Source organism: Pseudokineococcus basanitobsidens (genome assembly GCF_037482545.1).
GTDB classification, from domain to species: domain Bacteria; phylum Actinomycetota; class Actinomycetes; order Actinomycetales; family Quadrisphaeraceae; genus Pseudokineococcus; species Pseudokineococcus basanitobsidens.
Window position 1 is genome coordinate 92,521 of sequence record NZ_JBBIAA010000006.1, and the last position, 12,122, is coordinate 104,642.

At 75.9% G+C, this 12,122-nt stretch carries 14 protein-coding genes, 3 tRNA genes and 1 pseudogene; 11 read left to right on the forward strand and 7 right to left on the reverse strand.

Features of this window, described 5'->3' with window-relative positions:
* Positions 1-20 precede the first annotated feature (20 nt).
* Both nhaA and WDZ17_RS07975 read right to left on the reverse strand, forming a co-directional pair.
* Positions 21-1,241 carry a Na+/H+ antiporter NhaA gene (nhaA, locus tag WDZ17_RS07970; RefSeq protein ID WP_339574612.1) on the reverse strand — a complete coding sequence of 407 codons (1,221 nt, stop codon included), beginning with the start codon at positions 1,239-1,241 and terminating at the stop codon, positions 21-23.
* A complete protein-coding gene (locus tag WDZ17_RS07975) occupies positions 1,238-2,545 on the reverse strand; it encodes a PrsW family intramembrane metalloprotease (protein WP_339574613.1) in 1,308 nt (435 codons plus the stop codon). Before WDZ17_RS07975 ends, nhaA begins: the two co-directional genes overlap by 4 nt.
* A gap of 100 nt (positions 2,546-2,645) precedes the next feature.
* On the opposite strand from WDZ17_RS07975, the gene orn reads away from it, so the two are divergent.
* From orn to WDZ17_RS17465, 7 genes and pseudogenes are all read left to right on the forward strand, one after another.
* A complete protein-coding gene (orn, locus tag WDZ17_RS07980; protein WP_339574614.1) occupies positions 2,646-3,257 on the forward strand; it encodes an oligoribonuclease in 612 nt (203 codons plus the stop codon).
* A gap of 70 nt (positions 3,258-3,327) precedes the next feature.
* A tRNA-His gene (locus tag WDZ17_RS07985) sits at positions 3,328-3,400 on the forward strand.
* A gap of 168 nt (positions 3,401-3,568) precedes the next feature.
* Positions 3,569-3,832, forward strand: coding sequence for a hypothetical protein (locus WDZ17_RS07990; protein WP_339574615.1), 264 nt, complete (start codon positions 3,569-3,571; stop codon positions 3,830-3,832).
* Between the two features lie 56 nt (positions 3,833-3,888).
* A tRNA-Lys gene (locus WDZ17_RS07995) sits at positions 3,889-3,964 on the forward strand.
* A gap of 386 nt (positions 3,965-4,350) precedes the next feature.
* Positions 4,351-4,479, forward strand: coding sequence for a hypothetical protein (locus WDZ17_RS08000; protein WP_339574616.1), 129 nt, complete (start codon positions 4,351-4,353; stop codon positions 4,477-4,479).
* Positions 4,480-5,000: 521 nt separating this feature from the next.
* Positions 5,001-5,162: a hypothetical protein gene (locus WDZ17_RS08005; protein WP_339574617.1), complete on the forward strand. Its 162-nt coding sequence runs from the start codon at positions 5,001-5,003 to the stop codon at positions 5,160-5,162.
* A gap of 121 nt (positions 5,163-5,283) precedes the next feature.
* Positions 5,284-5,352: pseudogene (locus tag WDZ17_RS17465) on the forward strand (hypothetical protein); the annotation flags it as partial.
* 84 nt (positions 5,353-5,436) lie between these two features.
* Here WDZ17_RS17465 and WDZ17_RS08010 read toward each other — a convergent pair.
* Positions 5,437-5,979 carry an Ltp family lipoprotein gene (locus WDZ17_RS08010; protein ID WP_339574618.1) on the reverse strand — a complete coding sequence of 181 codons (543 nt, stop codon included), beginning with the start codon at positions 5,977-5,979 and terminating at the stop codon, positions 5,437-5,439.
* Between the two features lie 949 nt (positions 5,980-6,928).
* Here WDZ17_RS08010 and WDZ17_RS08015 point away from each other — a divergent pair.
* Entirely contained in the window at positions 6,929-7,240 is a 312-nt protein-coding gene (locus WDZ17_RS08015; RefSeq protein WP_339574619.1) for a hypothetical protein, read from the forward strand.
* A gap of 73 nt (positions 7,241-7,313) precedes the next feature.
* A complete protein-coding gene (locus WDZ17_RS08020) occupies positions 7,314-7,961 on the forward strand; it encodes a hypothetical protein (RefSeq protein WP_339574620.1) in 648 nt (215 codons plus the stop codon).
* Positions 7,962-8,040: 79 nt separating this feature from the next.
* Here WDZ17_RS08020 and WDZ17_RS08025 read toward each other — a convergent pair whose 3' ends face one another.
* The 3 genes from WDZ17_RS08025 to WDZ17_RS08035 all read right to left on the reverse strand — a co-directional run bounded on the left by WDZ17_RS08025 (position 8,041) and on the right by WDZ17_RS08035 (position 10,324).
* Positions 8,041-9,477, reverse strand: a complete 1,437-nt coding sequence (locus WDZ17_RS08025) for a cytochrome P450 (RefSeq protein WP_339574666.1) — start codon at positions 9,475-9,477, stop codon at positions 8,041-8,043.
* Positions 9,474-9,848, reverse strand: a complete 375-nt coding sequence (locus tag WDZ17_RS08030) for a GroES family chaperonin (protein WP_339574621.1) — start codon at positions 9,846-9,848, stop codon at positions 9,474-9,476. The genes WDZ17_RS08025 and WDZ17_RS08030 overlap by 4 nt, the downstream gene beginning before the upstream one ends.
* A 71-nt stretch (positions 9,849-9,919) precedes the next feature.
* On the reverse strand, positions 9,920-10,324 hold the full coding sequence (locus WDZ17_RS08035; protein ID WP_339574622.1) for a DUF3618 domain-containing protein: 405 nt from the start codon (positions 10,322-10,324) through the stop codon (positions 9,920-9,922).
* A 177-nt stretch (positions 10,325-10,501) separates the two neighbouring features.
* Between WDZ17_RS08035 and WDZ17_RS08040 the strand changes: the two genes are divergently transcribed.
* On the forward strand, positions 10,502-11,014 hold the full coding sequence (locus WDZ17_RS08040) for a peroxiredoxin (RefSeq protein WP_339574623.1): 513 nt from the start codon (positions 10,502-10,504) through the stop codon (positions 11,012-11,014).
* A 69-nt stretch (positions 11,015-11,083) separates the two neighbouring features.
* Positions 11,084-11,167 (forward strand) — tRNA-Leu (locus WDZ17_RS08045).
* Between the two features lie 90 nt (positions 11,168-11,257).
* Here the strand turns inward: WDZ17_RS08045 and WDZ17_RS08050 are convergent.
* The gene (locus tag WDZ17_RS08050) at positions 11,258-11,986 is read right to left on the reverse strand and encodes a fasciclin domain-containing protein (protein ID WP_339574624.1); all 729 of its coding nucleotides are present in this window, start codon (positions 11,984-11,986) and stop codon (positions 11,258-11,260) included.
* Positions 11,987-12,122 lie beyond the last annotated feature (136 nt).

Genomic DNA, 12,122 nt, shown 5'->3' on the forward strand with positions numbered 1-12,122 from the left:
CCGGCCCGACCGCCCCGCCGTCAGCCGATGGCGTCGGCGCGGGCGGGGTCGCGGCCGATGCGGCGCTTCTGCAGCTGCAGGGCGACGACGCCGAGGACGGCCGCGAGCGTCGACGAGCACAGGACGGCGACCTTGGCGGCCTCCCGCAGCTCGCCGGGGGGGAACGCCAGCTCGCACACGAGGAGCGACACGGTGAAGCCGATCCCGGCGAGGACGGCGACGCCGCCCAGGTCGCGGGGCGCCTGGTCCTCGGCGAGGCGCAGGCTCGTGAACCGCTCCAGCAGGTTGACGGTGAGCATGATCCCGAGCGGCTTGCCGCCGACGAGCCCCAGCGCGACGCCGACCGCCACGGGGTGGGCGAGGACCTGCCCCAGCCCTCCCGTGCCCGCGACGGTGACCCCCGCCGCGAAGAAGGCGAAGATCGGCAGCGCGACCCCCGAGGACAGCGGGTTGACGACGTGGTCGACGCGGTCGCCGACCGAGGTCTGCTCGCCGGAGCGCCGGACGGCCGGCACGGCGGCACCGAGCAGGACGCCGGCGACGGTGGCGTGGACCCCCGAGCTGTGCACGAGCACCCAGGTCAGGACGCCGAGGACCACGGCGCCGGCAACGAGGGCGCGGTGCGCCCCCTGCGTGGTCGGCCGGCGGCGCACCAGCCAGGCGAAGGCCGCCAGCGGGACGAGCGCGGCGGCGAACCAGCCCAGCGCGAGGTCGTCGGTGTAGAAGACCGCGATCACGGTGATGGCGAGCAGGTCGTCGACGACCGCGAGGGTCAGCAGGAACGTCCGGACGCTGGCCGGGAGCCCCCGGCCCGCGACGACGAGCACGGCGACGGCGAAGGCGATGTCCGTCGCCGTCGGGACCGCCCAGCCGCGCAGCCCTTCCCCGTCCAGCTGCGTCACCGCGAGGACGTACAGCAGCGCCGGCGCCGCCATCCCGCCGACCGCGGCCAGCGCCGGCAGCGCGGCGCGGCGCGGGTCGCGCAGGCTGCCGACCCGTACCTCGCGGGTGATCTCGAGGCCGACGACGAAGAAGAACAGGGCCAGGACCCCGTCCGAGGCCCACGCCGCGAGGTCGAGGTCGAGCCCGACCGCCGCGGGGCCGACGGTGAGCCCGGAGAACGCGGTGTAGACGTCCCGCCAGGGCGAGTTGGCCCAGACGACGGCGACGACGGCACCGGCGAGCAGCAGCAGCCCGCTCGTCCGCTCGTCCGACAGCCGGGCACGCAGACGGTCGCTCACGCGGGCACCGCCGCTCGAGGGGCCCCTGCGTCGGCGGGGGCGTCGGCGGGGGCGCCGGGCGCCGTGGCCCCGGCCACGGCGCCGACCAGGAAGCGCTCGCGCAGCCGCCAGAGGTCGGCGAGCGCACGTCGCTCCTCCTCGCGCGCCGCGGCCGCGGCGGTCCCCCGGCGCAGGCGCTCGCGCAGGAAGGCCAGCTCGCAGGCCCCGTGCTGGAAGTCGGCCATGGCCTCCCCGGCGTCCGGGCCCAGGCCGGCCGCCCAGCGCCGGGCCCGGCGGCGCTCGGGCAGGGAGGCGACCATGGCCGCCTCCGACCACGTCAGCCAGCCGGCGCGGGCGTAGACGTCCAGGTGCTCGCGCAGGAGGCGGCGCTCCCGGCGCCGGGCCACCACGGCGAGGACGACCGCCGCGGTGAAGACCGGGACCTGGAGGAGGACGTAGACGACGGGGAAGCCGCCCGGCAGGAAGGTGGAGGCGTTCCACAGGCCGTGCAGCGCCACCGCCACGACGAGGCCGGCGAGCGGCAGCAGCCACCGGGCGCGCGAGCGCCGGCCGACGGCGACACCCAGGCCCACGCCGACGGCCATGGTGAACAGCGGGTGCGCGAAGGGGGCGACGACGGCGCGCAGCACGAAGGTGACGGCGAGCTGCGCCGTCCCCCCCTGCACGAGCGCGGCGCTGAAGTAGAGGACGTTCTCGACGAGGGCGAAGCCGATCCCGACCATCCCCGCGTAGACGATCCCGTCGACCACGCCGTCGAACTCGCGGCGGCGCAGCAGGAGCACGGCGACGACGCCCAGCCCCTTCGCGACCTCCTCCGTCAGCGGCGCGACGACCGCGAGCGTGAGGAGGCCCGGCGGTCCCCCGTCGTCGAGGGCGACGTTGGCGCGGCCGTTGACGGCGAGGGCGACCGTCGTCGCGACGCCGGCCCCCCAGCCCAGGGCCAGGACCAGCAGCGCAGCCGGCTCCGCCTCGTACCGGTCGAGCCACAGGAAGACGGCGAGGACGAGGAGCACGGGCAGGAGGGCGAGCGCGACGCCCACGACGAGCGCCTGCGGGCCGTCCTCGAGAAGCACGAGAGCGAGGACCCGCAGCACACCGGCCGTGATGACGCCCGCGAGGACGGCGGCGACGAGCGCCCGGCGGACGGTCCGCCACCCGCCCGCCCCCGGACGACCGACCGCGACCGCGCCCGTCGTCGGGAGCACCCCGACGTCCCCCGGCCGCGGTGGTGGTGGTGCGTCGTCCGACGCCGTGGGGACCACCGGGGACCCCTCGCCTCGCCCGGGCGGGCCCTCGGTCGTCATGCGCCGCACGCTAGCCCGGGGCACCGGGCCCCGGCGTCCCCGCCGCCGGCGGCGGTCGCCGCCCGGGACGCGCGCCGGCGGCTCCGCCTACAGTCCGCGGGTGTCCTCCTCCCTCTCCGCCCAGCGCATCGTGTGGATCGACTGCGAGATGACGGGCCTGGACCTCGTGGCCGACGCGCTCGTCGAGGTCGCCGTGCTCGTCACGGACTCCGACCTCCAGGTCGTCGGCGAGGGGCTCGACGTCGTCATCGCCCCGCCCGCCGAGGCGCTGGAGCAGATGCGCGACGTCGTCCGCGAGATGCACACCTCCTCGGGCCTGCTGGAGGAGCTCGCCGCCGGGACGACGCTGGAGGACGCCCAGCGTCGCGTGCTCGACCACGTGCGCGAGCTCGTCCCGGAGGCCCGCAAGGCCCCGCTCGCGGGCAACTCCGTGGGCACCGACCGCGGCTTCCTCGCCCGGGACATGCCCGACCTGGTCGACCACCTCCACTACCGGATCGTCGACGTGTCCTCCGTCAAGGAGCTCGCCCGGCGCTGGTACCCGCGCGCCTACTTCGCCTCGCCGGAGAAGAAGGGCGGGCACCGGGCCCTCGCCGACATCCGCGAGAGCATCCAGGAGCTCCGCTACTACCGGGAGGCCGTCTTCGTCGCGCCGCCGGGGCCCGACACGGCGACGGCCCGCGCGGCGGCCGCACGGGTCACAGGCAGCTGACGCCGGCGGGTATGCTGCTCGCGCCCGAAGGCCCCCGACGCACCGCGTCGTGGGCGCCGTGCGGGCGATGGTGGGTGTAGCTCAGCTGGTAGAGCACCGCGTTGTGGTCGCGGTGGCCGCGGGTTCAAGTCCCGTCACTCACCCCGATCGCCGGGGGCGGCCCGAGCCGGCCGCTCCCGGCAGACCTCCCCGGACGTCCCGGCACCCGAACGGGCGACCTCATCGGCCTCGACCGGCGCTGCGGGGTGGCCGTTCTGCCACACTCCCCCCGTCGCTCTCGGGACCGGGGGGCGAGCGCACGAGGAGGCCCGATGACGTCCCAGGACCCGACGCCCGCCGAGGACCGCGACGCCGCGACGCCCGGCGGCGCGGACGACAGCACCAGCGGCAGCGACCACGTGATGGACATGCTCGGCGAGCACGTCCCCCTGTCCCTGCTCATGGACCTCACCTCCCCCGCCGGGCCCGACAGCGAGACCATCTCCGCGGACGAGGGGCTGCCGGAGGACTCCTGGTGGGACGAGGGCGGCGAGAGCGCCGACGGCTCGCAGGAGCAGCCGGCCCAGGACTCCTGACCGACGCGCTCGATTTCACCCACCGGCGGGGCCGCGTGTAGCGTTGCCCCCGGCACGCGCTGCTAGCTCAATTGGCAGAGCAACTGACTCTTAATCAGTGGGTTCTGGGTTCGAGTCCCAGGCGGCGCACCACGTGGCGGCCCCCGTCCCGACCCTGTCGGACGGGGGCCGTCGTCCGTCCGACCCCAAAGCGCGCCCATGACGACGACGCGACTGCCACAGTGCCCCCCATGAGCGCACCCGAGCCCGTCGACGACACAGCGGGCACCCGCGGGGCCGGATAGCAGCCCGCAGGACAGCGCCGCCTCATTCGCGTTCCGTCGTCATCGGCTCCGACGACCTGACCGCCGCGTGGCTGCCAGGCGTCGGCTACCCCGTCGCCGCCGCGTGGAAGGTCACCGATACGCCCGCGACCGTCGTCGGCGGCACGCATGCGCCCCCCGTCGTCTCCGACATCCGTTCCGGCCGGTCGGAGTACCGCCTGATCCGACGGGCGACCTGACCGTGCCCCACGCCACGTGCTCGAGCGGGTGCGCCTATCGCTGCTGCACGTGCGCCTGGTCACCAACAAGCACGCTGCCGGCTACGCCATGACCGAGACCGTCAGGCCCGACGTCCGCGACGCCGCGGACGAGCACCTCGGCTGACCGCCTCGCCATGGCCGGCGGCCTGCACCCCAAGCGCGGCCCCGGGGTGCCGCTCGGTCAGCGTCCGGCGGGCGACGCAGTCGGCCCGCCGCCCGAGCTGCCGCCGTCGTCGCGGACCTTCGACCGGCTGATGGGCCGTCAGTCCCCGCCGATGCGGTGCGGTCACGTCGACGTGGTCGCCGAGCGGGTCCTTGGGGACGACGACGTCGACGGGCCCCTGCTCGGCCCGTCGCGGGGAGGTCGACGGCGACCTCCTCCGCGTGGTCCGCGCCACCGGGGACGAGGGCGGCTCCCTCGTCGAGTCGCGGCTGCGCGAAGACCAGGTCGGCCAGCTCGCCGGACGACCGCCGTCCGCTGGGCGGCGGACCGTGGCCTCATGACGAGACCGTAGGCCCGCAGCAGTCCAACGGCTTCGCGATCGCCGTCCGGCCGTTGCCGAGTGCAGCGACCAGGTGATGTGCCCGGCGCACCGACGGTCCTGGCGCGGGTCCGGCACTGTGGTGCGGGTAACCCGTCAGCCCGTGAGCGCCCGTCGGCGCGCCGCACAGCTCGCCCTGTCATGGGGCTTCCCGCTCGGGGTGGTCGGCGCCTGCTACGGCTTCGGCGTGCAGGACTGGTGGGGTGCCCGGACGGCCGCCGCGGCGTGGATGGCCGGGCAGATTGCCGTCGCCGCGGGGGGCTGATTGCGGTCGTGCCCTACTCCGGCCGGCCGGTCCTGCGGCCCCTGCCCCCTTCGCGGGTACCGCCGGCCGCGGCGAACGGGCCCGCGCCGGCGCCTACGCCGACGACGGCCTCGTCATCTTCGTGCTCGAGCAGTACGCCGCGGGCCGCTCGCTGCGGGCGATCGCCGAGCTCACCCACCGGTCGCACTCCGCGGTCCGGAACCTGCTCGACCGTCGCGGCGTCCTCCGCCGCGGCCGCGGTGCGCCCGCAGGAAGTGACGACCACGGGCAGGAGTCACAGGCCGGTCTGACTGACCCCGTACTCGGCCTGCTCGGTGGTGAAGCCCTCGTACTCCAGCTGCTCGATCAGCCCGGAGCGAGAGAAGGACGAGTACTCGAGGTAGTTCTTCGCCGACTTGGCGGCCTGCTCGTTCCAGCTGACGGTGATGGCGGTGACCGCGGCCTCGGCGTCCTCCGCGGAGAAGCCCTCGTACTCGAGCTGCTCCAGCAGCCCGGACCGTGAGAAGGACGAGAACTCGAGGTAGCTGTTGGCCGAGCTGATCGCGTTCTGCACGGACACGGAGCCGCCGCTCTCGTCGGCGGCAGGCTCCGGCTCTTGCTCGACGACGGGCTCCGGCTCGGGCACCGCGACTGGCTCAGGCTCGTCCTGGACGACGGGCTCGGGTTCGACGGTCTCGACGACTGCCGGCTCGGCGTCGACGCTGTTGTCCTCGAAGAGGTACGCGTCGTCGTGGTCCCCGGCGGACTCGTCCTCGCCGGTCGGCTCGGGGTCCGGCGCCGGGGCCGTCACCGTGACGGTGGGTGCAGGGGCGGTCACGGTGACGGTCGGCACCGCGGCGGTGGTCGCGCCGCTGCTTCCGCAGCCGGCGAGGGCTGCTGCCGCGACTGCAGCAGTGGCGGTGACGAGTAGTGAGCGGCGCATGGCGGGACCCCCGTGGTCGTGATGTGCGGTGGACAGATCGTGCGCGCCGGGACGGAGCGTGCGCAGCGATGTGACCGGGCCGTGATCTGGACCACCCAATCGAGTCACGCCGCGGTCGGCCACGTCGTGCTCGACGTCGACCAGCGGGTGCCGCCGCGCCCGGCAATGGTCCCGGCGCCAGCTGCTGCCAGGCGGCGGGCGTCGTCGAGACGAGCGTGCAGACCCGCGTGGTCGTGACCTGGGCGTGCCCGTGGAGCTCCCGCCACCGCTCGTAGGTCCCGCTCGATGGAGTACGTCAGGAGGCGCATCGGTGCTGCAACGTGTGCGCCGTCCACCCGGACCCGGTGGCCTCGGACGTGAGCCGCGACACCGCCGGCGGCGGCCAGCCACTCGTCCCAGGCGTCGAGCTGCTGCTGCCACGTCGTCGTGACGGTCAGTCCCCCAAGGGCGCGACGCGAACACCCGTTCGCATCACGGCGCCAGACCTTGAGCCGGCAACCACCCGACGGTGCGCGTGGCGACGTCTCGGTCCCGCATCGTCTCCCCCACCTACCCCGTCCCCCGGCGCCGCGGCGCCGCGGCGCGCGCCGCTCACGCGACGGCTGCGTTCACGCCGCAGCGCCCGTCGGCGCGAGCTCGCGCTCGCCAGGGGGCACGGCGCTCGGCCGCACGGCGGATCGGCGTGACGGTCGCCTCGCTGGGCCAGAACCAGTGGGTTCTGGGTTCGAGTCCCAGGCGGCGCACCACGTGGCGGCCCCCGTCCCGACCCTGTCGGACGGGGGCCGTCGTCCGTCCGACCCCGAACCGTGGCCACGACGACGACGTGACTGCCACAGTGCCCCCCATGAGCGCACCCGAGCCCGTCGGGGACACGGCGGGCATCCGCGGGGCCGGACGGTACGCCGGTGACTCGGCCGACGACCTGACGCTCGGACTCGTCCTGCTCGTGCTCGGCGCCTTCCTCGTCGGTGCGGCCTGGGCCGGCCCGGGAGCTCGCGCCCTGCTCGTGATCGGCGTCGTCCTGGCCGGCGTGGGGGTCGTCCTGCTCGTCCGGGGCGTCCACCGCCTGGCGACGAACCTCGACCGGGTGCTGCGGTCGCGGCTCACGGTCCCCGCGGACGACGAGGGGTCGGCGCCGCGACCGCCGGGCTCGTGATCCGCGCACCGCGCGGCGGGGTCCCTGCGCCCGTAGCGTGCTCGCCGACCCCTCCCCGCTGATCGGAGCCGCCGTGCGCCCCCGCCCCGCCCTGCTCGCGTCCCCCGTCGTGCTCGCCGTGGTGCTCACCGGGTGCTCGGGCGGCGTCACCGACCGCGGCGACGGCATCCCGATGGTCCCCTACCGCGACCGGGTGGCCGCGGGAGGCAGCCAGGGCGACCGGGCGGACGCGGTCGAGGACGCCCGTGAGGACCTCGAGGAGTGCGGCGACCCCGACGACAGCCGGACCTTCGAGGTCTCCGCCTCGGGCGCGCAGGTCGAGCTGCACGTGCCCGCCGACGCCGACGACGACCCGGTGGAGGAGCTCGAGGACTACCGCGGGGACGTCGGCGCGAGCCCGGTCTGCTGGGTCGTCGCCGAGGTGGACGACTCGGACGGCGACCAGGTCGTCGACCTCCCCCGCGTCGAGGTGGTCACCTCCGACGGGCAGGCCGTGACGCTGCAGCGCGCGTCCGACGTCGTCCGCGGGTGGGCCGACCTCCGGCCCGACGACGAGGACCTCGCCGCGCGCGGCGTCGAGCTCATCACCCGGACGGGCGGCGTCGTGGGCCCCGGCGAGGAAGGTGAGGTCGTCCTCGTGGCCGACGTCGACCTGGACGACGCGCGCGCGGCGTCGGTGCAGCTCACCGAGGGCGGCGCCCTCGTCGACGCCCACGACTGACGGGCTCAGCACCGACGGGCCCGGGACCGAGGGCCCAGCAGCCCAGCACCGGTAGCGCCTGCGCCGGAGGGCGGTCCGGTCAGCGCGGGTCGACGCGCAGACGCAGGCCGCCGCGCGGACGCATGGTCACGAGGGCGTCGACGTGCACCCGCTCCCCCGGCGCCGGCCGCACCGTCGACCCGCGCAGCAGCTCGGCGACCAGCAGGGTGGTCTCGACCAGCGCGAAGTCGCGCCCGATGCACAGGCGTGGCCCGGCGCCGAAGGGCAGGTAGGCCGCACGGGCCGCGCGGTCCAGGCCGACCTCGAAGCGCTCGGGGCGGTACGCCTCCGGCTCGGGGAACAGCTCGGGTCGGCGGTGCAGGAGCCAGGGGCTGATGACCGCCGTCGTCCCGGCGGGCACGGTGACGCCGTCGAGGACGTCCTCCGCCAGGGCGCGCCGGCTGACCACCCAGGCGGGCGGGAAGAGCCGCAGCGACTCCTCGACGGCGGCGCGGGTCCGCACGAGCGAGCGCAGGTCGCCCCAGGCGGGCGACCTGCCGCCGCGGTCGTCGGGGCCCCCCAGGACCTCGTCGAGCTCCTCGGCGACGCGGGCCTGGGCCGAGGGGTTCCCCGCGAGCAGGTGCAACGTCCACGTCAGGGCCGAGGCGACGGTCTCGTGCCCGGCGATGACCATCGTGACCAGCTCGTCGCGCAGGCCGTGCGGCGCGAGGTCGCCGGCGTCCACGGCGCGCAGCAGCAGCGCCAGGAGGTCCTCGTCGTCGGGCGACGTCCCGCGTGCACGGCGGCGGGCCACCAGCGCGGCCGACGCCTCGTCGAGCTCCTGGACGGCCCGGCGCAGCCGACGGCGGGCCGGGGTGGGCAGCCACGCCGGCAGGGGCGTCCGCACCCGGCCGACGACGACCTCCAGGGCCTCCAGCACTGCGGTGACCAGCCGCTCGCCGTCCTGCGCCACGTCGGCGCCGAAGAGCGTGCGCCCGACGACCTCCAGGGTCGCCTGCAGGCCGCCCGCGTCCACGTCCACCACGCCGCCCCACGTGGGCCACGCGGCACGCATCCGGCGGGCGGCGGCGACCGACTCGTCGGCGACGGACTCCAGGCCGCGCGGGTGGAAGGCCGGCTGCGCGGTGCGGCGGCGCTCGCGCCAGACCTCGCCGTCGCTCGTGAGCAGCCCCGAGCCCGTCACCGCCGACAGCGCCCCGTACTGGGCCGTCCGCTTGGACCAGCCGCGGTGGTTGTCCACCAGCACGCGTCGGGCCGCCGTCGGCGAGCTGACGAGCACGACCGGGAGCCGGGGCATGGGGAAGGCCGCGAGGTCCCCGTGGCGCGCCTGGACCGACGCGAGGAAGGCCAGCGGGTCGGCGCGGATGCGCGGGACGGCGGCGACCATCTGGTGCGGCAGCGGGCCGTCGGCGTCGACGGGCGTGTAGCGGGCGTTGCGCCGCGGTGGTCGCTCCTCAGGAGCGACGTCGGAGGGCTGCGGTCTGCCGGGGGACCCCGGGGTCGTCGAGGTGCTCAGAGGTACAGCCCCGTCCGGCCGCCGCGCTCGTCGGCCTGGGCGACGGCGTGCAGGTCCCGCTCGCGCAGGAGCAGGTACTCGCGGCCGTCGAGCTCCACCTCCCCGCGGGCCTCCGGGTCGAACAGCACCCGGTCGCCGAGCCGGACCTGGCGCACGTGCTGGCCGACCGCCATGACGACGGCCCAGACCAGACGCCTGCCCACCGAGGCGGTGGCGGGGATGACGATGCCCGCCGACGAGCGCCGCTCGCCGCCGGCGCCCTCGGTGGAGACGAGGACCCGGTCGTGCAGCATCCGGACGCCGAGCGCGCCCGGCTCCGGTCGGCCGGCAGGGGCGGCGCCCCGGGATCCCCCGTCCTCGCTGGTGCTCACCCCTGCGACGCTACACAGCACGGCGCCCGCCCCGGCGACGCCGGGACGGGCGGACGGACGCGAGGACGACGTCAGTCGTCGGCGCGCTTGCGACCGCGCTTCGCCGCCTTCTCCACCTCTCGCCGGCCGCGCCGGCGGCGCTTGCGCGCACCGTTGAGCACGAGGAGGGCGACGAGGCCTGCGGCGCCGGCACCGACGGCGGCCAGGCGCTCGACGCGCGGCTCCCCGCTCGGGGTGAGCACGGCGGCGCGGCCACGCTCCTTGAGGTCCGCGACCGTCCGCTGCGCGACGTTCTTCGGCGAGACCTTGTCGACGAGGGCGGTGACGCTGGAGGCCAGCTGGTTCTGCTGGCCCCGGATGAGGCGCTCGAGCTCGGCGGGGTCCGTGGGCAGGGGCGGCGGGTTCTGGCCACCGGGGTGCTGCGTCCCGGCGCTCTGGCCCCGGTTCCGGGCGGGCGGGCTCGCGGCGGTGCTCATGGGTCCTCCAGGGGTCACGCGGTCACCGGGCAGCCGGCGCAGGTCAGCGGCGGCGACGCTATCGCGACGAGCCCGGGCCAGCAGGTCGGTGCCCCAGGTCGGAGCCGCGCCCGGGTCCGCGGGAGCGGACCCCCGCGCGGCGACCGGAGGACGGCGAGGCCTCGCTAGCCTCCGGCCATGACCGACAGCGGCACCCCCGCCCCCACGACGACGTCCACCGGCCGCCGGCTCGAGGTCGGGGACGTCGCCCCGGACTTCACCCTCCCGACGGCCGACGGCGGGCAGGTGTCCCTGTCCTCCTACCGCGGGCGCTCCGTGGTCGTCTACTTCTACCCGGCGGCCATGACGCCGGGGTGCACGACCCAGGCGACGGACTTCAACGACAGCCTCGACCCCCTGCGCGGGGCCGGCTTCGACGTCGTGGGCGTCTCCCCCGACGAGCCGGCCCGGCTCGCGGAGTTCGCCGCGCGCGAGGGCCTGGCCTTCCCGCTCGCCTCGGACCCCGGCCACGGCGTCCTCGAGGCCTGGGGCGCGTGGGGGGAGAAGAGCACCTACGGACGGCTGTCGCTCGGGGTGATCCGCTCGACCGTCGTCGTGGGCGCCGACGGACGGGTCGTGCACGCCGCCTACGGCGTCCGGGCCAAGGACCACGTCGAGCGTCTCCGGCGGACGCTCGGTGTCGACGCCTGACCCTCCACGGCGCCCGGTCCCGCTCCCGCCGGCGCCCTACGCTGGCGACGGCCGGCCGCGCCGGCCCCCGCGGACGTGGTGGAACCGGCAGACACGCGAGGTTTAGGTCCTCGTGCCCGCGAGGGCGTGCGGGTTCGAGTCCCGCCGTCCGCACGCACGACGAGAGGCGCCGTCCTGGCGGACGGCGCCTCTCGCTGCGTCCGGCCGCTCGTCGCGGACGGTTGCCGGGTCAGAGCCCGACGATCAGTCCTCGGCCGGGGGCATGAGGATCGAGTCGATGAGGTAGACCGTCGCGTTCGCGGTCTGGACGCCGCCGCAGATGACCGACGCCGGGGCGTCGCTGTCGGCGTTGACCATGATGTCGTCACCGGAGCCGGAGACGGTCAGGTCGTCGCCCTCGAGCGTCGTGTACTCGCCCTCGGGCGCGGTCGGGTCCACCGGCTCGGTGACCACGTGGTAGGTGAGGATGCTCGTCAGCGTCTCGGCGCCCTCGGGGCTGGACAGGGTGTCGACCGTGGCCTGGTCGAGGGCGGCGAAGGCCTCGTCCACCGGGGCGAAGACGGTGATGTCCTGCGCGCCGTTCAGGTCGTCCACGAGGTTGACATCGGGGTTCAGCTGTCCGGACACGGCCGCGGTGAGCTGCGTGAGGAGCGGGTTGTTGCTCGCCGCCGTCGCGACCGGGTCCTGCGCCATGCCCGAGACCGAGCCGGCGCCGTCGGGGACCTGCTCGGCGTAGGCCGCGCAGCCCGGGCCGACGAGGTTGGCGGCCGGGTCCATGCCCATGCTCTCGCTGGGCGTCGACATGCCGCCGTCCATGTCCTCGCTCTCCGTGGGGCTCGCCATGGGCGAGCTCATCGAGGAGTCCGGGGTCTCGTCGGCCGTGCCGCCGACGGGCTCGTCGCTGCCGCACGCGGACAGGGACAGGGCGAAGGCCGCGGCACCGGCCGTGACGAGGATCCTGCTGCGCTTCATGGTGGTCTCCTCCAGGAGGGTCTGACGTCTGTGCGGGCGCCGGTCGCGGCGCCCTGCGGTGTCGTGCGCTGTCGGGGGTCCTTCGGCCCGAGCCGGTCCGGCGGATTGCCCTGCGGCAGATCGTGACCCGCCCGTG

Coding starts and splice junctions, on each gene's coding strand:
- WDZ17_RS07975 (WP_339574613.1), bottom strand. CDS start 2,545: ATGACGACCGAGGGCCCGCCCGGGCGAGGCGAGGGGTCCCCGGTGGTC.
- WDZ17_RS08035 (WP_339574622.1), bottom strand. CDS start 10,324: ATGAGCACCGCCGCGAGCCCGCCCGCCCGGAACCGGGGCCAGAGCGCC.
- WDZ17_RS08015 (WP_339574619.1), top strand. CDS start 6,929: ATGAGCGCACCCGAGCCCGTCGGGGACACGGCGGGCATCCGCGGGGCC.
- WDZ17_RS08050 (WP_339574624.1), bottom strand. CDS start 11,986: ATGAAGCGCAGCAGGATCCTCGTCACGGCCGGTGCCGCGGCCTTCGCC.
- WDZ17_RS08040 (WP_339574623.1), top strand. CDS start 10,502: ATGACCGACAGCGGCACCCCCGCCCCCACGACGACGTCCACCGGCCGC.
- WDZ17_RS07990 (WP_339574615.1), top strand. CDS start 3,569: ATGACGTCCCAGGACCCGACGCCCGCCGAGGACCGCGACGCCGCGACG.